Origin of the sequence: Agarivorans sp. JK6 (genome assembly GCF_045277145.1) — a bacterium.
Taxonomy (GTDB): Bacteria; Pseudomonadota; Gammaproteobacteria; order Enterobacterales; family Celerinatantimonadaceae; genus Agarivorans; species Agarivorans albus.
In genome coordinates this window covers 3537417-3560968 of sequence record NZ_CP113525.1, presented here as the reverse complement: position 1 = coordinate 3560968, position 23552 = coordinate 3537417, and the positions used below count along the sequence as shown (strand labels likewise).

Annotated in this window: 21 protein-coding genes and 1 riboswitch; of the genes, 16 read left to right on the top strand and 5 right to left on the bottom strand. The window is 44.3% G+C overall.

Annotated features, from left to right (window positions below; all coding sequences use genetic code 11):
• Positions 1–19: 19 nt before the first annotated feature.
• A complete protein-coding gene (locus OV592_RS16455) occupies positions 20–1162 on the bottom strand; it encodes a methyltransferase (RefSeq protein ID WP_406609325.1) in 1143 nt (380 codons plus the stop codon).
• A gap of 11 nt (positions 1163–1173) precedes the next feature.
• On the opposite strand from OV592_RS16455, the gene OV592_RS16450 reads away from it, so the two are divergent.
• The 11 genes from OV592_RS16450 to nqrM all read left to right on the top strand — a co-directional run bounded on the left by OV592_RS16450 (position 1174) and on the right by nqrM (position 10682).
• Positions 1174–1848, top strand: a complete 675-nt coding sequence (locus OV592_RS16450) for an alpha-ketoglutarate-dependent dioxygenase AlkB family protein (protein ID WP_406609324.1) — start codon at positions 1174–1176, stop codon at positions 1846–1848.
• Positions 1849–1866: 18 nt separating this feature from the next.
• Positions 1867–2172: a BolA family protein gene (locus OV592_RS16445; RefSeq protein WP_406609323.1), complete on the top strand. Its 306-nt coding sequence runs from the start codon at positions 1867–1869 to the stop codon at positions 2170–2172.
• 31 nt (positions 2173–2203) lie between these two features.
• Positions 2204–3274, top strand: a complete 1071-nt coding sequence (locus OV592_RS16440; protein ID WP_406609322.1) for a TRAP transporter substrate-binding protein — start codon at positions 2204–2206, stop codon at positions 3272–3274.
• Between the two features lie 296 nt (positions 3275–3570).
• Positions 3571–4911, top strand: coding sequence for a Na(+)-translocating NADH-quinone reductase subunit A (locus tag OV592_RS16435; protein ID WP_152780028.1), 1341 nt, complete (start codon positions 3571–3573; stop codon positions 4909–4911).
• Positions 4912–4913: 2 nt separating this feature from the next.
• On the top strand, positions 4914–6131 hold the full coding sequence (locus OV592_RS16430; RefSeq protein WP_406609321.1) for an NADH:ubiquinone reductase (Na(+)-transporting) subunit B: 1218 nt from the start codon (positions 4914–4916) through the stop codon (positions 6129–6131).
• On the top strand, positions 6121–6906 hold the full coding sequence (locus OV592_RS16425) for a Na(+)-translocating NADH-quinone reductase subunit C (RefSeq protein ID WP_016400316.1): 786 nt from the start codon (positions 6121–6123) through the stop codon (positions 6904–6906). Before OV592_RS16430 ends, OV592_RS16425 begins: the two co-directional genes overlap by 11 nt.
• Positions 6899–7531 carry an NADH:ubiquinone reductase (Na(+)-transporting) subunit D gene (locus OV592_RS16420; protein WP_016400315.1) on the top strand — a complete coding sequence of 211 codons (633 nt, stop codon included), beginning with the start codon at positions 6899–6901 and terminating at the stop codon, positions 7529–7531. Before OV592_RS16425 ends, OV592_RS16420 begins: the two co-directional genes overlap by 8 nt.
• A 4-nt stretch (positions 7532–7535) precedes the next feature.
• Entirely contained in the window at positions 7536–8144 is a 609-nt protein-coding gene (gene nqrE / locus OV592_RS16415) for an NADH:ubiquinone reductase (Na(+)-transporting) subunit E (protein WP_016400314.1), read from the top strand.
• Between the two features lie 31 nt (positions 8145–8175).
• Positions 8176–9399: an NADH:ubiquinone reductase (Na(+)-transporting) subunit F gene (nqrF, locus tag OV592_RS16410; RefSeq protein ID WP_016400313.1), complete on the top strand. Its 1224-nt coding sequence runs from the start codon at positions 8176–8178 to the stop codon at positions 9397–9399.
• A 3-nt stretch (positions 9400–9402) separates the two neighbouring features.
• Entirely contained in the window at positions 9403–10428 is a 1026-nt protein-coding gene (locus tag OV592_RS16405) for an FAD:protein FMN transferase (RefSeq protein WP_406609320.1), read from the top strand.
• Positions 10429–10445: 17 nt separating this feature from the next.
• Positions 10446–10682 carry a (Na+)-NQR maturation NqrM gene (gene nqrM / locus OV592_RS16400; protein WP_016400311.1) on the top strand — a complete coding sequence of 79 codons (237 nt, stop codon included), beginning with the start codon at positions 10446–10448 and terminating at the stop codon, positions 10680–10682.
• A gap of 223 nt (positions 10683–10905) precedes the next feature.
• Here nqrM and ggt read toward each other — a convergent pair whose 3' ends face one another.
• Positions 10906–12645 carry a gamma-glutamyltransferase gene (ggt, locus tag OV592_RS16395; RefSeq protein WP_406609319.1) on the bottom strand — a complete coding sequence of 580 codons (1740 nt, stop codon included), beginning with the start codon at positions 12643–12645 and terminating at the stop codon, positions 10906–10908.
• A gap of 359 nt (positions 12646–13004) precedes the next feature.
• Between ggt and OV592_RS16390 the strand changes: the two genes are divergently transcribed.
• Entirely contained in the window at positions 13005–13265 is a 261-nt protein-coding gene (locus tag OV592_RS16390) for a hypothetical protein (protein WP_016400309.1), read from the top strand.
• Positions 13266–13415: 150 nt separating this feature from the next.
• Here OV592_RS16390 and OV592_RS16385 read toward each other — a convergent pair whose 3' ends face one another.
• Positions 13416–14639 carry a threonine/serine exporter ThrE family protein gene (locus OV592_RS16385; protein WP_406609318.1) on the bottom strand — a complete coding sequence of 408 codons (1224 nt, stop codon included), beginning with the start codon at positions 14637–14639 and terminating at the stop codon, positions 13416–13418.
• Between the two features lie 205 nt (positions 14640–14844).
• Between OV592_RS16385 and OV592_RS16380 the strand changes: the two genes are divergently transcribed.
• Positions 14845–16560 (top strand): NAD-dependent malic enzyme, encoded by a 1716-nt coding sequence (locus OV592_RS16380; protein ID WP_406609317.1) that lies wholly within the window; start codon positions 14845–14847, stop codon positions 16558–16560.
• A gap of 350 nt (positions 16561–16910) precedes the next feature.
• Here the strand turns inward: OV592_RS16380 and OV592_RS16375 are convergent, their stop codons facing one another.
• Positions 16911–18653, bottom strand: a complete 1743-nt coding sequence (locus tag OV592_RS16375; RefSeq protein ID WP_406609316.1) for a choice-of-anchor I family protein — start codon at positions 18651–18653, stop codon at positions 16911–16913.
• A gap of 302 nt (positions 18654–18955) precedes the next feature.
• Between OV592_RS16375 and OV592_RS16370 the strand changes: the two genes are divergently transcribed.
• The gene (locus OV592_RS16370; protein ID WP_406609315.1) at positions 18956–19453 is read left to right on the top strand and encodes a fasciclin domain-containing protein; all 498 of its coding nucleotides are present in this window, start codon (positions 18956–18958) and stop codon (positions 19451–19453) included.
• A 65-nt stretch (positions 19454–19518) separates the two neighbouring features.
• On the opposite strand, the gene OV592_RS16365 is transcribed toward OV592_RS16370, so the two are convergent.
• Complete coding sequence (locus OV592_RS16365; protein ID WP_406609314.1) at positions 19519–20355, bottom strand: hypothetical protein; 837 nt, start codon at positions 20353–20355, stop codon at positions 19519–19521.
• Positions 20356–20538: 183 nt separating this feature from the next.
• Positions 20539–20736: riboswitch (FMN riboswitch) on the top strand.
• A gap of 154 nt (positions 20737–20890) precedes the next feature.
• Between OV592_RS16365 and ribB the strand changes: the two genes are divergently transcribed.
• Both ribB and OV592_RS16355 read left to right on the top strand, forming a co-directional pair.
• Entirely contained in the window at positions 20891–21544 is a 654-nt protein-coding gene (gene ribB, locus OV592_RS16360; protein ID WP_406609313.1) for a 3,4-dihydroxy-2-butanone-4-phosphate synthase, read from the top strand.
• Positions 21545–21867: 323 nt separating this feature from the next.
• Complete coding sequence (locus tag OV592_RS16355; protein WP_406609312.1) at positions 21868–23331, top strand: alpha/beta hydrolase-fold protein; 1464 nt, start codon at positions 21868–21870, stop codon at positions 23329–23331.
• Positions 23332–23552: the final 221 nt, after the last annotated feature.

The window sequence follows — 23552 nt, the reverse complement described above, 5'->3', positions numbered from 1 at the left end:
GTTCACCTTAATGAGTGGATTAACGCTTAGTGCTGCTCAGAATAACAAATTTGTTATTGCTCGCCAGTAACTTATAACCGCCAAAGTAAGATTTTAATAGTGGGTGATAGCCCAAGTGTCGGTTAGCTACCACTATCAGTTGGCCGCCACTACGCAAGCAGCGTTTGGCGTCGCGAAACATTTGTTGGGCAATATGCGTAGAAATGGTGTTCTGTTGATGAAAAGGCGGATTACATAACACGAGATCGGCACTGTTGTCGGCTTGATGCTGCAAAGCGTTGTCGTGGTTAAACTCACAATCGGCTAATCGCTCTGGAAAGTTTAAGCTTACATTATTTTTTGCCGAGGCTAAGGCCATAGCCGATTCGTCACAAAAAGAGACTTTAGCCTTGGGATAATGTTTGAGAGCTTGCAAACCCAGTAGGCCATTGCCACAACCTAAATCAACCACCGCTTCAAAATCGCCCTGCGGAAAATGTTCTAACATAAAGCGGCTGCCAATATCTAATTTACCGAAGCAAAATACATTGGCATGGTCGTTTAGCTTGAATTGGTGCTCTGTAACTTTCCATTGTTTGGGATAAGGGCTAATAGAGCTAATACCTTGATAGTGGCCAAACAATAAGCGGGCTTTTTTCTTTGCCAGCGAAGTGCTTACCTTACCAAGGTGTTTTTCAAATAAAGAGAAAACTGACTTAGGTAAGTTCTTTAGCATTACTCCGCAGGTAAAAAGGCTATCAGCCGACAATATCGCTTGCAGTGCAATTAGTTGGTATTCCAAATAATTTAAGCTTTTGGGCTGACGCATTAACACCATGTCACTGGCTGGAAGACTATCGGTGCTGCTAAGCAGAGTGAGCCGCCCATCCATAGTTAAGTTGTTTGCTTTTAAGTTCTCAGCTAAGGCTTGTTGTGCAATAAAGGAGTCGCTTAACCAATGTATTTGGCTATCGGTAAACTCAGGGGCGGCCAACAGAGCACAGGCTAGCGCGCCAAATTCATCGTTCATAATGAGTATGCGTTTGGCTGCGGTGGTTTGCTCAAAGGCAAAGTTGAGCATTAGTTCATCAGCAGCATTCCATGCTTGTAAATCGTTTGTCGCCTGTTTTGGGTAGCGCGATAAGCTCAAATGGAGCGAGTTAATTTGCAATTCATGACTCATATTGGATTTGTATGCTGCAGGCCTTGATTAGTGGCAGCAGTGTATCTAAGTTGAGGGCTAAACTAAAGCAACACCCATATGGAAATAGGCTGTCGTACGTGGTGCTAGCAGAAGATACTCAAGTAGAAAACATTGTTCATCATCAGCAGTGGCTAAAAGCCGAGTCTGCTGAGGCATTTTATCGACAATCGCTTACCAAGCTGCCTTGGCAGCAACATACCATCAAAATATTTGGCAAAACTTGCTTGGAGCCACGCCTTTCCTTGTGGATAGGCGATGCGAATACCGCTTATCGTTATTCGGGCGAGTGGCGTACGCCTTTGTCTTGGCCTAGCTTTTTACTACCACTAAAGTTTGCCGTGCAGCAAAAGTGCGGGCAGCAGTTTAACAGCGTATTACTTAACTATTATCGTGATGGTCATGATTACATGGGCTGGCATAGCGACAACGAAAAGCAATTGGGTAAGCAACCAGTGATTGCTTCTTTGAGTTTGGGCCAAGCGCGTCGTTTTTTATTTCGTAATAAATCCAAAGATCAAAAACACGAGTATTTACTGGAACATGGCGATTTATTGGTAATGAATAAATTATGCCAAGACCAATGGCAACACAGTTTGCCTAAGGCTTTACGGATAAAACAGCCGAGGATCAATTTTACTTTTCGTTATACAATGCCAGATGACTAATCAATACAGGGAACAGTTATGCGGGTTGAAACACTAATCACCAATAAATTGCAGCAACATTTTGCTCCAACGCATTTAGATGTGGTGAATGAAAGTAATATGCATAATGTGCCTCCCGGCTCAGAGAGCCATTTTAAAGTGACAATTGTGAGCGAGGCCTTTGAAGGTAAACGTTTATTGCAACGCCATCGAGCGGTAAATCAATTGCTTGCCGAAGAGCTTAAAAATGAAATTCACGCTTTAGCGATGCATACTTTTACGCCTGCGCAATGGGCTGAGCAACAACAAGTACCTAGTTCACCTCAGTGCCGTGGTGGACAATAGCTAACACACTGCATCAAATAAGGATTGTTTAATGCGGGTATATATAAAGGTGGCGTTATTAACGTTGCTATTGAGTGCTTGCTTTGATCGCTCGGCGAATCAAGGCGAATCTCAGCCAGTCGAGTACACATGGACCTTAGTGACATCTTGGCCAAAACACCTACCTGGTTTAGGGTCAACGCCGGACCGCTTTGCTGAAGAAGTGGCCGCGATGAGCAATGGCCGTATGCAAATAAATGTATATGGCGCTGGTGAGCTTTATCCCGCCTTAGAGGTATTTAGCGTAGTGTCGGAAGGAAAAGCTGAAATGGGCCATAGTGCAGCCTACTATTGGCAAGAGCAGCTTCCTGCGGCGGCATTTTTTAGTTCGGTGCCTTTTGGCATGCAAGCAAAAGAGCTGAATGCCTGGTTATACCTTGGAGGAGGCTTAGAGCTATGGCGTGAGTTATATGCGCCTCATAACTTAATTCCGTTTCCTGGTGGCAATACCGACGCGCAAATGGGTGGCTGGTATAGCAAAAAAATATCCACTATTGCAGACTTTAAAGATCTAAAAATGCGTTTGCCCGGCCTCGGTGGGCGAGTGCTTGAATTGGCAGGCGGCCAGCCTACAAATTTACCTGCTGGGCAGCTTTATACAGCTTTGCAATCTGGTGAGCTAGACGCTGTTGAGTGGGTAGGGCCATACAACGATCTTGCGTTTGGCTTTCATAAAGTAGCACCTTACTACTATTACCCAGGCTGGCATGAGCCGAGTACCTCCTTAGAATTTGTGATAAACCAAGATGCTTTTGCCGCCTTGCCTGCTGATTTACAACGAATTGTTGAAAATGCCACCAAAGTCGTTAATCAAGAAACCCTTAACGAATATGTGGTCTACAATATAGAAGCGCTCAATGTGCTGGCCAACGAGCATGGCGTAGAGGTTTTGGCATACCCCGATGACGTGCTTGCTTCGCTTAAAAGTTTCAGTGTTGAAGTGATCCAAGAGTTAGCCCAGCAGGATCGGTTCTTTGAAAAGGTTCTCAGTAGTTATCAGCGGTTTCAATTTGGCGTACTTAAGTACAATCAGGTGAAGCTGGATCCAACAACCTTAGAATAAGCTAAAAATCACCACAAAATAATTGGGGTGATATGTCAGCAATTTGAGCTTTGTTTGGTGGAAGCATGACTTGTTTTACAAGTCTGTTAACAATCCGCTAACACTTAAGTCGAATAGGTTAGGTTTTTGGCCTTTTTCTTTGGAGAAATAGGATTAATTGGTGCTAGAATACACGCGATTTCTGTGTCTTGTTAGTTAATTGTCTAAGACTTGTTAGCTGAACTACCCAATTTTGAGTACAAAAGTTACACAGAAATCATCGCTCGTCTTCCGACCCAACACATGTGTAAGAGAGTATGATTACAATAAATAAAGGACTGGATCTGCCTATAAAAGGCGGTCCCAAACAGCAAATAGTAGACGCGTCTATTGTTACCAAAGTTGCTGTACTCGGAGAAGATTATGTAGGCATGCGTCCTACAATGAAGGTTCGAGTGGGTGACGTGGTAAGCCAAGGTCAGACGCTGTTCGAAGATAAGAAGAACCCCGGCGTTGTATTTACTGCACCTTGTGCTGGCGTTGTTCAAGAAATTAACCGTGGTGCCCAACGTGTATTGCAGTCTGTTGTTATTGAAAAACAAGACGGCGATAGCATCGACTTTGGTGCCCTTAGCGATGCAGAAATCGACAGCGCAGATCGCGCTACGATTGTAGACAAGTTAGTTAAGTCTGGCCAATGGGTTGGCTTAAGAACTCGTCCTTATAGCAAAGTGCCAGCAGTAGACTCAGAACCTTCTGCCATTTTTGTTACTGCCATCGACACTAACCCTCTCGCTGCCGATCCCAAAGTAGTAATAGACCAAAACGAAAGTGCTTATTTAACAGGCTTACGTGTTTTGTCTCGTTTAACTGCTGGGGAAGTTTTTGTTTGTAAAGCAAACGATAGCTTACCTAAATCGGATGCAGCCCGTGTTGAAGAGCACGTATTTGCTGGCCCGCATCCAGCAGGTTTAGCTGGAACGCATATTCATACCTTAAAGCCTGCTAGTGCTCAGCGCACAGTTTGGACGCTTTCTTACCAAGAGGTGATTGCATTTGGTCACTTATTTGCTAGCGGCAAAGTTTACAACCAACGGGTTGTGTCTTTGGCTGGTCCAGTGGTTAAAGAACCTCGTTTAGTGCGTACCGAGTTAGGTGCTAATGTTGTTGAGTTGACCGATGGAGAGTTGGTTGACGGCGAGCACCGCGTTATCTCTGGTTCAGTGCTTATGGGTAATCATGCTACTGGTCCTCACGCTTATATTGGTCGTTATCACCAGCAGGTTGTTGCGTTGGAAGAAGGCTACGAGAAAGAGTTTATGGGCTGGGCTGTGCCTGGTACCAGTAAGTTCTCTTTAGCGAGAATATTTATCTCTGGCCTTAATAAGAGCAAATTGTTCCCGTTCACTACCACTACCGGTGGTAGCTCTAGAGCGATGGTGCCAATTGGTCAGTACGAGCGCATTATGCCGCTAGATATTTTACCTACGTTATTGCTTCGAGATTTGTTGGCTAATGATACCGACAGTGCTCAACAATTAGGTTGTTTAGAGCTAGATGAAGAAGATTTAGCACTGTGTACCTTTGTGTGTCCTGGCAAATACGAGTACGGTAGCGTGCTACGTGATTGTTTGACCAAGATTGAGAAGGAAGGTTAAGCATGAGCAGTATTAAAGATTATATTGAAAAGATTGAACCGCAATTCTTACCTGGCGGTAAGCATGAAAAGTGGTTCGCTTTATACGAAGCTATCGCGACGTTTTTATACTCGCCAGGCTTAGTAACCAAGAAAAACACCCACGTACGTGATGCGATTGACTTAAAACGTATCATGATTTTTGTTTGGGTTGCCTTAATGCCGGCTATGTTCTTTGGCATGTATAACGCAGGTATCCAAGCTAACGAAGCCATTATTGCTGGCGCAGGTACTGTACCAGACGACTGGCATGGTGCATTAATTAGCATGCTAGGGGTTCCAACGGGCGCTGAAGCTGGCTGGATTGCGTCGATGATATATGGGGCAATTTTCTTTTTGCCTATCTATCTAACCGCTTTTGTTGTTGGTGGCTTCTGGGAAGTATTGTTTGCTTCTGTGCGTGGCCATGAAGTTAACGAAGGTTTCTTTGTTACTTCTATCTTATTTGCACTTACGTTGCCTGCAACCATGCCGTTATGGCAAGTTGCTTTAGGTATCACCTTTGGTGTTGTAGTGGCCAAAGAAGTATTTGGCGGTACCGGCAAAAACTTCCTAAACCCTGCTTTAGCTGGCCGTGCTTTCTTATTCTTTGCTTACCCAACAGCCATTTCTGGCGATGCGGTATGGACTGCAGTAGATGGTTACTCAGGCGCAACTGCATTAAGCGTTGTTGCTGCAGAAGGTATGCAAGGTTTAGTTGACCAAGGCATTTCTTGGAGCGACGCATTCTTTGGCTTTATTCAAGGTTCAAGTGGTGAAACCTCTACGTTCTTGCTAGCTCTTGGTGGTCTATTCCTAATCTTTACTCGCATTGCATCTTGGCGCATTGTTGCCGGTGTATTAGTAGGTATGGTGATTAGCAGCTTGCTATTGAACATGATTGGCTCTGACAGCAACATGATGTTCCAGCTGCCTCCACATTGGCACTTAGTATTGGGTGGTTTTGCTCTTGGTATGTTCTTTATGGCAACCGACCCTGTGTCAGCTTCATTTACCAACAAAGGTAAGTGGTGGTACGGCGGTTTAATTGGTGTGATGGTGGTGTTAATTCGCGTAGTTAACCCGGCATTCCCAGAAGGCATGATGTTGGCAATTCTATTCGCTAATTTGTTTGCTCCAATTTTTGACTACTTTGTAGTTCAAGCCAATATCAAACGGAGGCTTGCTCGCGATGGCCAGTAATGATTCCTTAGCCAAAACCATTAAGGTTGTTGTTGGCGTAAGTTTAGTGTGTTCAATTGTTGTATCTCTTGCAGCAGTTGGTCTACGAGGGATGCAGCAGCAGAATGCGGTTGAAGATAAGCAGAAAAATATCTTGGCAGTATCTGGTGTAGCCCTAGATGGTCGTAAGGTAGCTGATGTTTACTCGCAGGTGATTGAGCCACGCGTGATTGATATCGAAACCGGTGAGTTTGTTTCTCAAGACCAAATTGACCCTGCTACCTTTGAACAGCGCAAATCAGCAAAAGATCCGGCAACCAGTATTCGTTTATCTAGCGAAGAAGATATTGCCGGTATCGTTCGTCGCTCTAACCTTGCTAGCGTGTATCTTGTTAAAGACGAGCAAGGCGAAATTGAACGGGTTATTTTGCCAGTACATGGTCGTGGTCTTTGGTCAACTATGTACGCGTTCTTGGCTATTCAGCCAGACGGCAATACCGTTGATGCGATTGTTTACTATGACCAAGGGGAAACTCCTGGTTTAGGTGGTGAAGTAGCCAATCCATTGTGGCAAGACAAGTTCATCGGCAAAAAACTGTTTGATGAAAACGGCGATACTGCGATCTCTGTGATTAAAGGTAGTGCTCCAGCTGACTCACTTTACGAAGTGGACGGATTATCTGGTGCAACGCTTACCAGTAACGGTGTCGATGCCACCTTCAAATTTTGGTTAAGTGATAAAGGCTTTGGTAAGTTCCTTGCCAAGTTGCAACAGGGAGGCCTAAACAATGGCTGATGCTAAGGAAACCAAAAAGGTTCTATTTGGGCCTGTTTTTGCAAATAACCCTATCGCACTACAGGTGCTTGGTGTTTGTTCTGCATTAGCGGTAACCAGTAAGCTAGAAACTGCGTTTGTAATGACCCTAGCCGTAATTGTTGTTACTGCATTCTCTAACTTGTTCATCTCTATGATTCGTAATCACATTCCTAGTAGTGTGCGAATCATTGTTCAAATGGCGATTATTGCTTCATTAGTAATTGTGGTAGACCAAGTGCTTAAGGCGGTGGTGTATGACATTTCTAAACAGCTCTCGGTATTTGTTGGCTTGATTATTACCAACTGTATCGTAATGGGCCGTGCAGAAGCCTTCGCAATGAAGGAGCCACCGTTTAAATCATTCCTTGATGGTATCGGTAATGGCTTAGGCTATGGTGCTATTTTGATGTCGGTAGGTGCTGTTCGTGAACTATTTGGTTCGGGCTCGCTATTTGGTATCGAAATTATGCCTTTGATTAACAATGGCGGTTGGTACCAACCAAACGGTCTATTGTTATTGCCTGCTTCGGCATTCTTCATTATTGGTTTGTTGATTTGGGCCTTGCGTACTGCATACCCAGAGCAAGTAGAGCCGAAGGAGTAATCGAGTGGAACATTATATTAGTTTGTTAGTTCGCTCTATTTTCATTGAAAATATGGCTTTAGCTTTCTTGCTAGGTATGTGTACCTTCCTAGCGGTTTCTAAGAAAGTTAAAACTGCATTTGGCTTAGGTGTAGCGGTTATTGTGGTATTGGGTATCTCAGTACCAGTAAACCAGCTTATCTACTTCAACTTATTGGCTCCTGGCGCGCTAAGCTGGGCTGGCTTGCCAAATGCTGATTTAAGCTTTTTGGGCTTCATTACCTTTATTGGTGTTATTGCCGCCTTAGTACAAATACTAGAAATGGTATTAGATAAGTACTTCCCGGCCTTGTACCAAGCTCTAGGTATCTTCTTACCGTTGATTACCGTTAACTGTGCCATCTTCGGTGGTGTATCGTTCATGGTGCAACGTGAGTACAACCTAGGCGAATCTTTGGTATACGGAATAGGTAGTGGTATCGGTTGGATGTTAGCCATTGTGGCGCTAGCCGGTATTCGTGAAAAGATGAAGTATTCAGACGTGCCAGATGGTTTACGTGGTTTAGGTATTACCTTTATCACTGTAGGTTTAATGGCAATGGCGTTTATGTCGTTCTCAGGCGTTCAGCTTTAAGACGGCCAATAACTACAAGGAAAATTAGTCGATGGAAATTATTCTCGGCGTAACCATGTTTACCTTGCTCGTCTTGGCTTTAGTAACAATCATTTTGTTTGCTAAGTCTAAGCTGGTAAGTTCTGGTGATATTCAAATTTTAATTAATGATGATCCTGCCAAGGCGATTACTACTCAAGCGGGTAGTAAGTTGCTAGGTGTATTAGGTAATTCAGGTATCTTCGTATCTTCTGCTTGTGGTGGCGGTGGCTCATGTGGTCAATGTCATGTTCACATTCATGAAGGTGGCGGTGATATTCTTCCTACTGAATTAGATCATATTAGCAAGCGTGATGCTGCTACCGGTTTGCGTTTAGCCTGTCAGGTTAATGTTAAGCAAGACATGAAAATTTCGTTACCAGAAGAAATTTTTGGTGTGAAAAAATGGGATTGTGAAGTTATCTCTAACGATAATAAAGCAACCTTCATTAAAGAGCTTAAACTGCAAATTCCAGACGGTGAGTCAGTACCATTCCGAGCGGGTGGTTACATTCAAATTGAAGCACCAGCTCACCACGTTAAGTACTCTGACTTTGATGTAGAAGAGCAATACCGTGGCGACTGGGAACACTTTGGTTTCTTCAACTTAGAGTCAAAAGTTGATGAAGAAACCATTCGTGCTTACTCAATGGCTAACTACCCAGAAGAAGAAGGCATCATCATGTTGAACGTGCGTATTGCTACGCCACCGCCAAACAACATGAGCCTACCTTGCGGTAAGATGTCTTCGTACATCTTTAACCTAAAAGCAGGTGATAAAGTTACTATCTCTGGTCCATTTGGTGAGTTCTTCGCGAAAGAAACCGATGCTGAAATGGTATTTATTGGTGGTGGTGCGGGTATGGCACCTATGCGTTCGCACATTTTCGACCAGCTTAAGCGATTGAGCTCGAAGCGTAAAATTAGCTTCTGGTATGGTGCACGTTCACGTCGTGAGATCTTCTATGAAGAAGACTTCGATATGTTGGCCCGAGAAAACGAAAACTTTGAATGGCATGTTGCCCTATCTGATCCACAACCTGGAGACGACTGGGAAGGTAAAACAGGCTTCATTCACAACGTATTGTTTGAAAACTACTTACGTGACCACGATGCCCCAGAAGATTGTGAGTACTACATGTGTGGTCCACCGGTAATGAATGCTGCTGTTATTAACATGCTTAAAGATTTAGGCGTGGAAGACGAAAACATTCTACTTGATGACTTTGGTGGCTAAACCGTGAGTCTAGTGAAGCATTATTGGCTAGCCCTGCTTGGGCTAGCCTTTTTTATTAGTGGCTGTAGTGAGCAAAACAATTTGTATACCTTACAAATTGAAGGGCGCACTATGGGAACCTATTACCAAATAAAGTTAGTTGAGCCTAAGGCCAAACTGCCCGATGGCGACAAGCTGCAAGCTAAAATTGACCAAGTGTTACAACAAGTCAATCAAGAGATGTCTACCTACATAGCCGATTCGGAATTGTCACGTTTCAACCAGCATTCTAGTAATCAGGCGATTAGCATTTCAGATAATCTAGCTTTGGTGATTGAAGCCTCCTTACAGCTCTCAGAAGACTCTAATGGTGCTTTTGACGTAACTGTAGGCCCACTGGTTAACTTGTGGGGCTTTGGCCCAGAGGGGCGTCCTGAGAAGCGACCTAATGACCAGCTACTTGACGAGACTCGTGCTAAAATTGGCTACCATCACTTGAGTTTGAATGCTGGTAAGTTGTCAAAGGATCTACCTGAGCTTTATGTAGATTTATCAGCAATTGCAAAAGGCCACGGAGTAGACCGTGTTGCCGATTTGCTGGAAGCTGAAGGTTACCTGAACTACATGGTCGATATTGGTGGTGAGTTACGCCTAAAAGGTCACAATGACAAAGCCCTTGGCTGGCGCATTGCTGTAGAGAAACCCTTGGCTGAACAGCGGGCGGTTCAAAAAGTGATTGCACCGGGTGATAATGGTTTAGCGACATCGGGTGATTATCGAAATTATTTTGAGCAAGATGGGGTCAGATATTCACACACCATCAACCCAAATACCGGTAAGCCGATTGCCAACCATATTGTGTCGGTAACTGTTATCGATGAAACCAGCATGATGGCTGACGCTTATGCCACCGCATTTACGGTAATGGGTGTGGAGCAAGCGATGGAATTCGCTGAAGCTAAGCAGCTAGCGGTGTATATTATCGAGAAGCAAGAGAACGAATTTGTTGAGCATATCAGCGCCAAATTTGTGCCTTTTGTAGTCCAATAACAGAATAAGGAGTCGTAATGGCTTATTTTTTGGTGACATTCATTTTCTTCATGGTGGTTATTGCCGCCATGGCTGTGGGCTACATTTTCCAAAAGAAAACCATTAGCGGAAGCTGTGGCGGAATTGCTTCTTTAGGCATCGAAAAGGTGTGTGACTGCCCCGAGCCTTGCGATAAGCGCAAAGCCAAAATGGCCTTGGTTGAGCAGAAGAAAAAGGCTCGCCAAGCCATGTTAGATGAGCATCGCATTATCTAAGGCTAAGGGCTTTATCATTTAAAAAAAACAGCGCCTTTGCGCTGTTTTTTTGTTTTATACCAATCACACTAAGTAAGTGATCAGAAATAACGCAGGAAAAATACTCGAGAAAAAGGCAGGATTTTGCGATAAGTAGTTATTCTACAATCAAAAATCCTAACGCAGTTATCGAGAATTTTAACCAGATAGAATGAACAGTTACTTAGTACGATTGGTATTAGTGCTAGTCCCCTTTGGCTATTCCTTCACGCCTAGGATCGGCCGCACCTTCTAACCTATCGTGGTAGATCCTTATGCCTTGTAAACCCGAAGTCATATCTTTGATTTTGGTTTTGTAGCCTAAGACTTCTAAAGCCAATTGCTTATCTGCAGCGGCTGTATTAGCTTCCAACTCAAAGGTGCCAAAACGATTGTTTAAATGAGGCTGTTCAACCGCTTGTTGTAGGCTCATTCCCCAACTCAAGTGGTTAACTAAACTCTGCGCTACGTAGCCGATAATGCTACTGCCACCCGGTGAGCCAATGGCAATAATTGGCTGTTTGTTTTCCATAACAATGGTTGGCGCCATAGAAGAGCGAGGGCGTTTATTGGCTGCGACTCCATTCGCCACTTTCTTACCGTTTTTCTCAGCGACAAATGAGAAGTCAGTCAGCTGATTGTTAAGCAAGAACCCTTTTACAAATACTCTCGAACCAAAGGCATTCTCAATGCTACTGGTCATCGACAATACGTTGCCTTGGGCATCCACAATACTTATGTGAGTGGTAGAAGGAAGTTCTAGGCTTTGGTCCATACTGCGATAAGCGTTTAAAGGCAACTCGCCAGGGCTTACCGAGGCTAAGGCTTTATCCCCACTTAACAGCTTAGCGCGCTTGGCAAGGTACTCAGGGCTTAGTAAGTTGCTAAGTGGCACGTCGACAAAATCACTGTCGGCAAGGTAGGCGCCTCGGTCTGCAAAGGCTAGGCGAGAAGCATCACCGAGAATACGCCAGCTTTGCGGATTATTAGGTCCCCAATCTGACAAGGGGTAATGCGCGGCTATACCGAGGATCTGTCCAACGGTGCTAGCGCCTGAACTCGGTGGCCCCATGCCACATATTGAGTATTGAAAGTAAGCAGAGCAAAGGGCAGGGCGCTGTTTTACTTGGTAATTGGCTAGATCTTTTTCACTAAGCAAGCCAGGGTTGTCATTGAATTGACCAACAGCCGCAACAATTGCTTTGGCGGTATCACCTTGATAAAAACCTGAAGCGCCTTGCTCCGCGACCAACTGTAAGGTGTTAGCGTAATCAGGGTTTTGTAGTAAGTGCCCTTCGCGTAAAGGCTCGGCTGAGTCATCAAAGAAGTAGTCGCGGCTAGTTGGGTAGCGACCGAGGCGTTCAGCGTCGCCAGCAATTAACTTTGCCAATCGCGGGCTCACTTTAAAACCTTCTTTAGCTAAGCCAATTGCCGGTTTAAACAAATCTTGCCAATTGCTGCTACCGTAACGCTGATGCATTTCTTCAAACAGCGCGATAACTCCAGGTGCGCCTACTGAACGCCCACCCACCACTGCGTCATAAAACTTTAGCGGTTTACCTTGTTGGTCCAAAAATAAGCTAGCATCGACTTGTGAAGGGGCGGTTTCTCTGGCGTCAAAGGTGGTGAGTTGTTGCTTGGCCGCATCGTAATACACCACAAAAGCACCGCCACCAATCCCTGAGGATTGCGGTTCAACCAAGCCTAGTACGCTTTGCACGGCAATCATTGCATCTACTGCATTGCCGCCTGCTTTTAGCACCTCATAACCGGCTTCAACCGCTAAGGGGTTAGCAGCCGACACCATGAATTTTTTGGCAGTGACCTCGGTCTTAGCCTGCACTCCGCTGGCTAACTCTGGGGCATAATCATCGGTGCTTTGGCTATTTGAATAGCAAAAGCCGCTAATTATTAGGGTTGATGCAATGAGGCTGCGAGTAAACATGCTAAATCCTTTTTTAATGCGTATTTAGCCAGTGTAGCAGTCCATATATTAATCGCCATCGCTTGTTTATATAACTGAATTTATGCAGGTTTTTCTATTTGTATGAGAATTGAGCACAGCGGTGACGTAGATAAGAGACAGCTTGAAGCCGCATAACTCGTCGGTTTTGGCTTTTATCACTATTTAGGTGTCGCTTGTAGGCGACGCTGGCATTTGAATTGCGACCATGATTTGTGGTTATGTATTTGATTTTGAATGGTTTTTAAAAGTTGGTTCGACCTTTGCTATATGTAGTTCGTCAACCGCTAAACCTAGTTAGCGGCCATTTAGTGAAGTAGATGTTAAACAAGGAGTTTCTTATGAACTTGAAGTATAGCTTTCCAGTGTTAGCGCTATTTGTAGCCAGCCTAGCCTCGGCAAATAGTGAAGTGTTCAAAGACCTAGATACCAACCAAGATTTGGTGGTAAGCATGGAAGAAGCTGCCGAACTACCGATCCTTACTGAAGTATGGAGTGAGCTTGATACAGACCAGGATGGTGTATTGAGCCAAGCAGAATTCATAAACCTTGAAATTTCCGTTCAACCTGAAGACCCTGAAAACAGCGAAGTAGCTGAATAGTTAGTTCCTTTATGTTTTCGTGAACCGATCCAATTTTAGGACGCTGTCGGGGGCCAATTTTTCTGCGATTTGGTCTAGTTTGTAGCAGTTTTAATCCTCGATAATTTTCCAGCGCTTAAGTCTGTGCTAGCTTAAGCGCCTTTTTTTTCTTTATAGCGAGCTACGTTGCGGCACCGCTACGTTAGCAAATAAAATCCCCGCCACAATCGACATGAAAATCAAAAATGTTTGCGAACCAATATTGGGGATGCTCACCATTGACTCACCTAGTACCAATGAATTTAAGCTGATATAAGCCTTACTACCCGGTACCAATAATACTATGCCTTGCAGCAATACCACCGATGCCGGAGACTTGGTTAACTTGGCAAATAGGTTTGCATATACACCCACAATAAATGCCCCTACAAAAGGACCTAATGCTTCGCCTAGGTAGGCGCTGCCAGCAAAGGCGGCAGCATAGGCAATCACTCCCGAAAGAATGCCCCAAGGTAAATCTTTAGCGCGTACTTTAAATACCACGCTAAGGCCTAAGGATAACAACACCACACCTAGCCACTTAATCCACCAGGTGCTAACAAAGCTAGATTGAAGATCAACCTGCCCCCAAATTAGAGCACCAAAGGCCATGCCTAACACCGCGCCGAAATAGAGTTTAAACAACACCATAATGCCGTCCATTACCCTTGCCGTGCCCGATATAAGCTCGCGTGCTGCTAACTCACTTAAACCAAGGGTGAGTGATAAACCTGGAATGAAAATAATGATCGCCGAAAGCACCACAATGGGAATGTTTACATCTGGCACAAACTGAGAAATAGCAACCGCCACAAAGGAGCAGAGCAGTGCAGCTACTGGCTCTAAAGCTTCATGTACCCCCTTAGAGTGCTCGGCACGATAAGCCAAATAAAATGAAATACAACTAAGCAAGCTCGACCAAATAATGGTGCTCCAATTGGCAGACATTAACATGGCAAATGCGCCGCCAGTAATGGCAAAGGCCAAGCAAATTACCCAAGGAGAGTGTAAAGCAGGCTGATTGGCCATTTGGTTTAACCGCTCTATGGCCTCGGATAAACTGATTTCTTCGTCGGTTACTTTTTTAACCAGCTGATTGGTACGGGCCAACAAACCTAAATCGATTTCACCGGGCTTTACTCGCATCACATAGTTATATTCTTGAGTATCGTCTGGTGCCCAAAGTACAAAAGTGAGTGAGGTAGGAGTAACTAAAAAATAGCCATTTAGGCCTAAGGTCTCAGCGACATTACTTAGGTGTGACTCTAAGCGAAACGCCGGCGTACCATATTTATGTAAGGCCTTGCCTAGTCTGATAATGAAATTACGTTTTACTTCAAAGCTTGATTGTTTCAATGCGGGGGCTAATTCTAAAAAGCGGATGCTTAATTGTATCTCACAGATTGGCATTTGGTGTAGTTGTCTTAAGATAAAAAACTCCTGCCGGCGTTTTAAACAGAGAAATTTTCCTATTTTTTAATGAAATAGCGTACAGAATCGGCCTGATCATTTATCATTTACAGTTAGCTAATTATTCTCACGTGCTGTCTCGGAGGACACCATGGCCGCTGGTAAATATTTACGTTGGAAAGACGAAAACGGTAACGAGTTTCGCCCTGTTTCAATATCTGGTAACGCATTACTTAACGATCGTACTTTAAATAAAAGCTCAGCTTTTAGTTTTGAAGAGCGCGAAGCCTTTAATTTGGCGGGCTTGTTGCCTCCCAAGCCGCAAACCTTTGAAGATCAATTAAAGCGTGTTTACCAAGGCTTTTTAAGTGCTTGTAGCGACATTGAGCAATACCAATACCTACGCGCACTTCAAGACAGAAATGAAACCTTGTTTTATGCATTGGTATCTCGCCACATCGAAGAAATGGCGCCGATTATTTATACCCCAACAGTGGGTAAGGCCTGTCAGGAATTTAGCCATCGCTATCAAAAAGACCGCGGGTTATACATTACCGCAGAGAATGTCGATCAAATGGGCGAGATGGCGCGCCACTTCGCCGGTAAAGATATTAAGATTATTGTGGTTACCGACAGCCAAGGTATTCTCGGCCTCGGTGATTTAGGTATTGGTGGCATGGGTATTCCTATTGGTAAATTGTCACTGTATACCTTAGGCGCCGGTATTCACCCTGCACGTTGTTTGCCGATTGCGCTTGATGTAGGTACCGATAATCAAGACTTACTCAACGATCCTATGTATTTAGGCCTCCCGCAAAAACGGATGCGTGGCCAAGAGTACCAAGACTTCATCGAAAAGTTTGTGGCGCAAACTAAGCTGCACTTCCCTGAAGCCGTGTTGCAATGGGAAGACTTTAGTAAGTCTAATGCCTTCGATAACCTATCTAAGTATGAAGACGAATTGCCATCATTTAACGATGATATTCAAGGCACCGGTTCTGTGGTTTTGGCTGGCGTGATTGGCGCTACTAAAATTAAGAACGAAACCCTTGGCGAGCAAATTTACGCGGTGTACGGCGCAGGCGCCGGCGGGGTAGGTGTTGCCGACCAAATATTTGCTGGCTTGCTTAAAGAGGGCATTAGCCACCAAGAGGCACGTGATCGTATTTTCATTCTAGACTCACGCGGAGTGGTTTTTGATAACCGTGAAGATCTCGATGAATACAAAAAACGTTACGCCAAGCCATTTGAACTAGCCCAAAACTGGACGCTAGCCGAAGAAGGCAAGGCGAGTTTGGGTGAGCTTATTGATAATACGCCGGTTACCGTATTATTGGGTTGTAGTGGTGTAGGCGGTGCATTTAAAGAAAGCCATGTGAAAAAGATGCTGGAATATACCGACCGCCCGATGGTATTCCCGCTATCTAACCCAACCGATAACTGTGAAGCCCTACCAGAAGATGTATACAAGTGGACCAATGGCCAAGCCATTGTGGCCACAGGCAGCCCCTTTGACGACGTAGATTACAACGGCAAAAACTACCGTATTGGTCAGGGTAACAATGTGTTTATCTTTCCAGCGGTTGGCCTTGCAACCATTGTTTCTGGCGTGAGCAAAATCACCATGGAAATGTTTACCACAGCGTCGTTTGCTTTGGCTGAGTATGTATCTCAAGAAGACTTAGACAGCGGCTGTGTATTCCCAAGAATGCGTGAGCTAAAAGAAGTTTCTGGCTTTGTAGCTAAAGCGATTTTGAAGCAAATTCAAGAAACTGATCCGCAAGGCTGTTTGAGCGGTAAAGACATAGACCAAGAAATTGCCGAGCATATGTGGGAGCCTATTTACCTGCCATATCGCAGAGTATAAGGCCTTAACAATTGATTAGGGTCTGTTGATCTTTGCTGATGGTTTTTGCAGTAATTTATTAGCCATTTAGGCAAGGCAGTGAGTGTGCAGTTAAGTGGGCTTAATAATCACTCACTAACGCTGAATAAATGGGCTAATAAATGCTGCCCGAAGGGTTCGGATAAGCGAACTTTACTCTTTGTTAAGCACTTCTTGCTTAGCCCACTAAGCTTCTAAGTGCTCGCCGCGATTAAAGCCCGCTTATCTCGAACAAAATTCCAACACCAAAGATCAACAGACCCTAGCCGTTAAGAATAAAAAGGAGCCAATGGGCTCCTTTTTTGTATGAAGAGTGGATGCAGGGTTTAGCCTTAGTTGGCAGTAATTTCCCATACTGTTAACGACCCACTTACTTCGTTACCTACCAACAATAATGGTTGGCTGGTTGGGCTGCTATCGGCGGCAACAAATACCAAGCTTTCTGGAGCTAAGTCACCAATACCGTCATCAACGCTTAAACCTTCTGTTAGGTCACGGTTAATTACGTAGGTTTCGAACTTGCTGTTGTAAGGGTTAGTTACATCGTAAACCATAATGCCGCCCATGCGCTCTAAACCAATAAAGGCGTAGGTTTTGTCGCCAACAGTACCAACTGTTAGCGCTTCAGGTTCAGCGCCTTTGTTTTCTGAGCGAGAGTCGCCTTCGTTCTCATCATCACCGTTGTTAAAGGCATTGCCGTGAAGTGCTGCAGTGATACGACCAATTTCATCACCAGAATCAAACACGACTAAACCATTTTGATCCCATACGGTGAACGAGCGAGCACCATAGGCTACGGCAGTTTCATACTCGCCATTGCCGTCGGCATCGCCCAGTACATTAGTTACGCGTAGGTCATCAATCTCGCCGCCAGCTTGCAGTGCTTCTAGCTTAGAGCCTGCTTGGGCGGTAAGGTTTTTAAGTTTTACTTCTTCGGTAAAGGCTAAGCAACCATCGTCTTCATCGTAGTCTTGACCACCTGCAGCAACACAGGCAGCTTCGTCGGCTACATCAAAGAAATACTCACGTGCATCACCTTCGTTGGCCGTGATGAGGAACGGCGCACCATTCCACGAGAAAGAAGCAATGGTGTCTGGCATGTAAGCGCCGTATAAGCCGTCGTATTGGCCAAAGCTCACTGTGCCATCTTCGTTCCCATCAAAGTTTAACCCTGACCAATCTTTATATCCCAAGCCAATAATTTGCACGCTGTTATCGCTTAAATCTACAATTGCTAAGCCGTTGTTTTCTTGAAGCGTTACATAGGCCATGTCGTTGCTGGCGGTAATGTATTCGGGCTCTAAGTCTTGTGCAACAGCAGTGGCAATTACTTGGCCGTTTAAAGTACGACCACTTGGGTTAGGGAAATGCAGCCCTTTAGCTTCAAGCTCACTTTGCAAGCCGTTAAAGCTAGTAAAGTCGATGATAGTGGCGCTAGTCGCTGGTGTTCCATCAGTTACGCTAATGACAGCAATTGTGCCTTCAGGATCGTTGCTGGAATCGCCACTTGGCTCACCTTCGTTAGCCACAATCACTTTGCTGCCATCAGGCGTGAAAGTAACCATATCTGGCAAGTTTCCTACTTCAACAGCACTTAGGAATACTGGAGTGCCAGCGTTTAAACCATTGTAGAAAACAATGAAACCATTGTTGGCTTGGGCGTCGGCTTCAATGGCAACAGCCATTAAATCATTATGCACGGCAATGCTGTTGGCTCCGCCCAGAGCAACGCCATTAGCTTCGGTTGGCAAAGTAAGTGGGGTAGCACTTAGGTTAGTATCGCTAGCTGGGGAGCTTAGTTGCTCAGAGCTAAGGCCAGAGGCATCAATCATCTCAACCGTTGCGTCAGAGCTATTAATGGCATAAATAGTTTGAGTAGCAGCGTGGTATTGCAGGATCTCTGCAGCACCGTCTGGGTTTAATACTGCACGACCAACCGGATTAAGCATGATGCTGCTAACAGCATCTGCGCCAGGCTCACCGTTTAAACCATTTTGACCATCGTCACTACTACACGCTGTTAATGTTAGGCTAGAAATTACTGCCAATGAAACCAAGCTCTTCTTGAGCATCATGTTATATCCCTATAAATAGTTACAATTCGAAGGGCATTTTGTGTACTCAATGTGACTTTACGATGACGAAAATATGACAATCAATGAAATATTCCAATAAGGTAATGCGTGAACTTAAGCCTGAAGGCTTCAGCGATTTTCTGCTATGTAAGTAATTGAATGTAATAGCTATTCCACCTAATCTATTTAACGCTTTAGTTTGAGAAAAGTGGCACGATTGTGCTTTTCGTTTGATCTAAGCAAATTTGCCAGCCGTAACCATTCTCGAAACCTATGCAACTTAAGCTTGAAGGAAAGAGACAATGATTAAACGAATTGCAAGTGTATTTACTTTGATTATCACAACAATGACATTCTCAATGCTGGCTCAAGCTGGTCATCACGGCATGAAAAAGGATGTTGTTGATGTAGCCGTCGAGAATGGCTCTTTTACTACTTTAGTTACCGCTGTGAAAGCCGCTGGATTGGTTGATACCTTAAAGGGAGATGGGCCTTTTACAGTGTTTGCTCCTACCGATGAAGCCTTCGAAAAATTGCCTGAAGGAACCGTGGAAATGTTACTCATGCCTGAGAACAAAGATAAGCTAATCGCTGTGCTTACTTACCATGTTGTAGCTGGAAAAGTCATGGCAGCCGATGTCGTTAACATTGATAGCGCTACAACCGTTCAAGGAGGCATGTTAGCCGTTAGTTCTAGCGGTGAAACGGTAATGATTAATAACGCAAAGGTGGTGGCTGCAGACGTAAAAGCTAGCAACGGTGTGATTCATGTTGTCGACACCGTATTGCTACCAAAATAGGCGTATCGGCAGGGCTAAATTAAACCCTGCCTAGTTTTTGAAATTAAGCCGTTCTTAAAGGTTTGCTAAACACTGCTTAGCTTTTTGACCACTTGATTCATGGTGTAGTGAACAAACTGAGCACCTAATTCGGTGAGTTGATAGGGTTTGGTTTCTTCAAAAGCAGATTCTAAGAGCGGGCTTGCAGGTTTTCTAACTTTACCTTTACTTGACTGTTTTACAAAGTTGCCCTCATAAGTGGTTTCTCTAGTTTGTCTAATCACTCCACCTGCACTTAAATCTCTAATAAGCAACTTAAACAGATCGGCTTCAGCGCTATCTTCACGGGGCATTTCTTCACTTACCGACTGCCAAATGGCTAATCGGGTTATTCCCTTGCTTTGGTAAATAGCGCGGATCACCTTAAAGTGGATTTCATGGTATTTATCTAACCAGTCATTAAACAAGCGAATTTGGTCATCAGGGCAAAGAGGAGAAGCCGCAGCGTTAGATATTAGGTTCACCACGTAATCACGTTTTTCTTGTGTTTCTGCAGCATCCCAAGACTTAAACGCTCTGCGTATTAATGCTAAATAGGCTTCTGATTGAATCCGAGATTTATTGGTAGCATGCACCGACTCTAATCGATACGCCATTTCATCGAGGGTTAACATCAGTTGATTAACTTTTTGCTGGTGGATTTTAAGCCACTCTTCATGCAGTTCGTTAACTCTACCTTGCTCGCTCTCTCCGTGAATAGAGGCGCTGCTAGCTAGTACTTGGCCAACCCAAGGTATCGCCGACATGGCATTAGCAACAATGCGACAATACTTAGTCCATTGGCCTCGATCTTTTAAAATGGCCAATTCGTAAGCAATAAACTCTTCGTTTCTTTCTTCTAGAGGCTTGTTTGTGTCTTCCATGACGAAACCTTGTAAGCGCTAAGTATTAATGTGGAATAACAATGGCTTGCTAAACCAAGTGCTACTTTGATTTCTTCTTTGTTTTTTATCAATAGCTAAACGTGATTTTGTTAACTCAGTTCAAGATTGAGTTTCTAGCAGAAGCAGGGCACCATAGGTGGGTTGCTTCGTAATCGGAGCAGCAATAATTCTCAGGGCGGGGTGCAATTCCCCACCGGCGGTAGTTAGTGTGTCGTTAGTAAACGAGACAGTAAAAGCCCGCGAGCGCCCAACAATAGTTGGGGTCAGCAGATCTGGTGACTTAACTTAATGAGTTAATAGTCCAGAGCCGACGGTAATTTGCAGCGTAGCTGTAATAAGTCCGGATGGAAGAGAATCAAGTATCACTAACTGGTGTTCTGCCAGTTAGATATAAGTGCTTGGCCAATGGCTAAGTGTTTGTTGATGCCGATCTAAAACCTCTGCTAGCTAGAGGTGCTATTCCTGCGCGCCCTGATTCTGGAAAACTTAATGTTGTACCTTAAGGAATTAAACCATGAATCAGTCTCTACTTGCCGAATATGGCAATCCTATTGAACGTGTTAACGCCGCACTTAACGCTTTACGTGATGGCAAAGGTGTGTTGGTGGTTGACGATGAAGACCGCGAAAACGAAGGCGATTTAATCTTTGCCGCCGAAACCCTTACTAATGCTCAAATGGCCATGTTGATCCGTGAATGTAGCGGTATTGTTTGTTTATGTTTAACTGACGATAAAGTTAAACAGCTCGATTTACCCCCTATGGTCAGTGATAACTCTAGCCAATTTGGCACCGCGTTTACCGTAAGTATTGAAGCCAAGCAAGGGGTCACCACTGGGGTGTCGGCTGCCGATCGCGTTACCACCATTAAAACAGCCATTGCCGATAACGCTAAACCCAGTGACTTAGCCAGGCCAGGCCATGTTTACCCCCTGCGTGCCCAACCGGGTGGAGTATTAACTAGGCGAGGACATACCGAAGGTACGGTAGATCTAATGAGCTTGGCGGGCTTAATACCTGCCGGAGTATTGTGTGAAGTGACCATGCCAGATGGCACCATGGCGCGTCTTCCTCAGATCGTTAGCTTTGCCAGGCAGCATGCCATGCCAGTGTGCAGTATTGAAGATATTGTGGAGTATCGCAAAGCGTTAGTCAGCAAGGCTAGCTGAGCTCAAATTCTATAAGAGGCTTAAGGGCCTCTTTGTTGTTTGGCTTTCCTTTCCTTTCCTTTCCCTTCCCCTTCCCTTCCCTTAGTGCATTGCGAAGCGCGACGAATATTTCCAATGTAACTTTGCAGCCAAGTTTACCTTTACGCGCGCAGCTAAGTCTTCACTCCAAATATAAATATATAAGCTAAATAAATCTTACTATTTACCTCTATCACATATATTGCGCTTGTCTCTTTGGCTTATTTTTACAATGTGTTTATATACTATTGATATATATGTTTTTATTTCCATTGCCGGAGAACTATTTATAGGGAGGTAAAGCAATGAACAATAAATTGGCATGCCTTGTCACTGCGCTTTTGGCCTTTTGGATGCTGGTTGGATGTTCTAACAACAGCACAAAAGACTGCGATAACGTAGCGGGTACTTGGCAGTTAGTTGTTGATGTTGATGATTACGAATGCAACGGTTTAGGCCAACGCTATAAACAAGTATTTGAGGTGTCTCAGAATCAATGTCAGTTAAGTATAGAAGGAGGTACTACCGGAATAATAAGCCAGGGAATGATTACTTGGACATCGCCTAGTACGGAAACAGACGGTGGGACGCTTAGCTACTCCTCAGCCTATAGCGAAGTAAACAACAAAGAAATAACTGGCGCTTATGATTGGCAATGGAGTAACGACAGTTTCAGTTGTTCTGGTACTGTCACTGCTAAAGGGCATATCTTAACAGAGCAACAAGCTGCTAACGCTAAATTGGGAGAAACTGCCATACAGCTTGAGCATCCCTTACTTTCCCCCAGCGAGAATACTGTTGCTCATACTTTTACCGTGGAAGCAAAAAATGCAAGACAGGTTTACTTAGCCGGAGAAATGAGTGATTGGCGAAGTAAGGTGCTTGTTTTGCAGCCAAGCGAAGCAGACCACTGGTCTATCACCTTGTACTTAAAACCAGGGGCATGGCAATACAAATTTGTGATAGACGGAGTGTGGGTGGCCGACCAGCAAAACCCGCAATCGGTACCCGATGGTTATGGTGGCGTTAATTCTGTATTTGTTATTGGCGAAGAGGATGCATTGTTAATAGCTCAGCCAGGGATCGCTCATGGCAGCATTGTTGAAGCCGAGTTTAAGAGTGACAGCTTAAATCAAGCCAGCCCATATGCCGTGTACTTGCCGCCTGGTTACCAAACATCTAAGCAAGATTATCCAGTATTGATGCTATTGCATGGTTATGGTCAAGATTATAAGCAGTGGGTTATAGACGGTAAGATTCAACACTTAATGGATAACATGATTGCCAATAAGAGTATTGAGCCGTTTATTGTGTTAATGCCTTCTGCAGGAACTAGCTATTATAAAGGGCAGCATGAAAGTTTCATTATGCAGGAGCTGCTGCCTCATGTTGCTGAGCAATATAAAGTTAAAGCAGGGCCTGATTATAGAGCTATTAGTGGCATATCAATGGGTGGCGCAGGTGCGTTTTATTTAGCGCATAAGTACCCAAAGAAATTTGGCCTTTCGTTGCCGCTTAGTGGTTATTTTGATTTGGAAATGTATCCCAGTTTTAGTTGGCAAAACTTCACATTAGATGCTGAGCTTACTCTGTTTTGTGGAGAAGATGACTCAATCAGTTACCCATCTAATCAACGTTTAGTTGAACAACTTAATCAGCAGGGAGTTGAGTTTTCTTACTTGACCGCTGAGGGGGGGCATACTTGGCGTTATTGGAATAGTATTTCAGAACAAGTACTTAAGCAGGTATCGTCGTTTTTCGCACGATAAAATAAAAGGGGCCCTAAGGCCCCTAATCGATTTATGCGTTTAGTACTATTGTTGTTTTGTAGGTGTAAACACCTTTTTGTCAGTATAGACAAGTTGTGACAAAAGTAACTCGCAATATGCTTATTTCAGGTGGTTTTTCCAAATACTGTGATCAGCATACTACCCAAGGGGTAGTATGTCGTGATAGAGCTTTTGCTCTATTGTTGTGAGTACTTATTTTT

Coding starts and splice junctions, on each gene's coding strand:
- OV592_RS16445 (WP_406609323.1), top strand. CDS start 1,867: ATGCGGGTTGAAACACTAATCACCAATAAATTGCAGCAACATTTTGCT.
- OV592_RS16375 (WP_406609316.1), bottom strand. CDS start 18,653: ATGATGCTCAAGAAGAGCTTGGTTTCATTGGCAGTAATTTCTAGCCTA.
- OV592_RS16440 (WP_406609322.1), top strand. CDS start 2,204: ATGCGGGTATATATAAAGGTGGCGTTATTAACGTTGCTATTGAGTGCT.
- OV592_RS16425 (WP_016400316.1), top strand. CDS start 6,121: ATGGCCAGTAATGATTCCTTAGCCAAAACCATTAAGGTTGTTGTTGGC.
- nqrM (WP_016400311.1), top strand. CDS start 10,446: ATGGCTTATTTTTTGGTGACATTCATTTTCTTCATGGTGGTTATTGCC.
- ribB (WP_406609313.1), top strand. CDS start 20,891: ATGAATCAGTCTCTACTTGCCGAATATGGCAATCCTATTGAACGTGTT.
- OV592_RS16430 (WP_406609321.1), top strand. CDS start 4,914: ATGAGCAGTATTAAAGATTATATTGAAAAGATTGAACCGCAATTCTTA.
- OV592_RS16370 (WP_406609315.1), top strand. CDS start 18,956: ATGATTAAACGAATTGCAAGTGTATTTACTTTGATTATCACAACAATG.
- OV592_RS16365 (WP_406609314.1), bottom strand. CDS start 20,355: ATGGAAGACACAAACAAGCCTCTAGAAGAAAGAAACGAAGAGTTTATT.
- OV592_RS16450 (WP_406609324.1), top strand. CDS start 1,174: ATGCTGCAGGCCTTGATTAGTGGCAGCAGTGTATCTAAGTTGAGGGCT.
- OV592_RS16380 (WP_406609317.1), top strand. CDS start 14,845: ATGGCCGCTGGTAAATATTTACGTTGGAAAGACGAAAACGGTAACGAG.
- OV592_RS16390 (WP_016400309.1), top strand. CDS start 13,005: ATGAACTTGAAGTATAGCTTTCCAGTGTTAGCGCTATTTGTAGCCAGC.
- OV592_RS16420 (WP_016400315.1), top strand. CDS start 6,899: ATGGCTGATGCTAAGGAAACCAAAAAGGTTCTATTTGGGCCTGTTTTT.
- OV592_RS16455 (WP_406609325.1), bottom strand. CDS start 1,162: ATGAGTCATGAATTGCAAATTAACTCGCTCCATTTGAGCTTATCGCGC.
- OV592_RS16355 (WP_406609312.1), top strand. CDS start 21,868: ATGAACAATAAATTGGCATGCCTTGTCACTGCGCTTTTGGCCTTTTGG.
- ggt (WP_406609319.1), bottom strand. CDS start 12,645: ATGTTTACTCGCAGCCTCATTGCATCAACCCTAATAATTAGCGGCTTT.
- OV592_RS16435 (WP_152780028.1), top strand. CDS start 3,571: ATGATTACAATAAATAAAGGACTGGATCTGCCTATAAAAGGCGGTCCC.
- nqrF (WP_016400313.1), top strand. CDS start 8,176: ATGGAAATTATTCTCGGCGTAACCATGTTTACCTTGCTCGTCTTGGCT.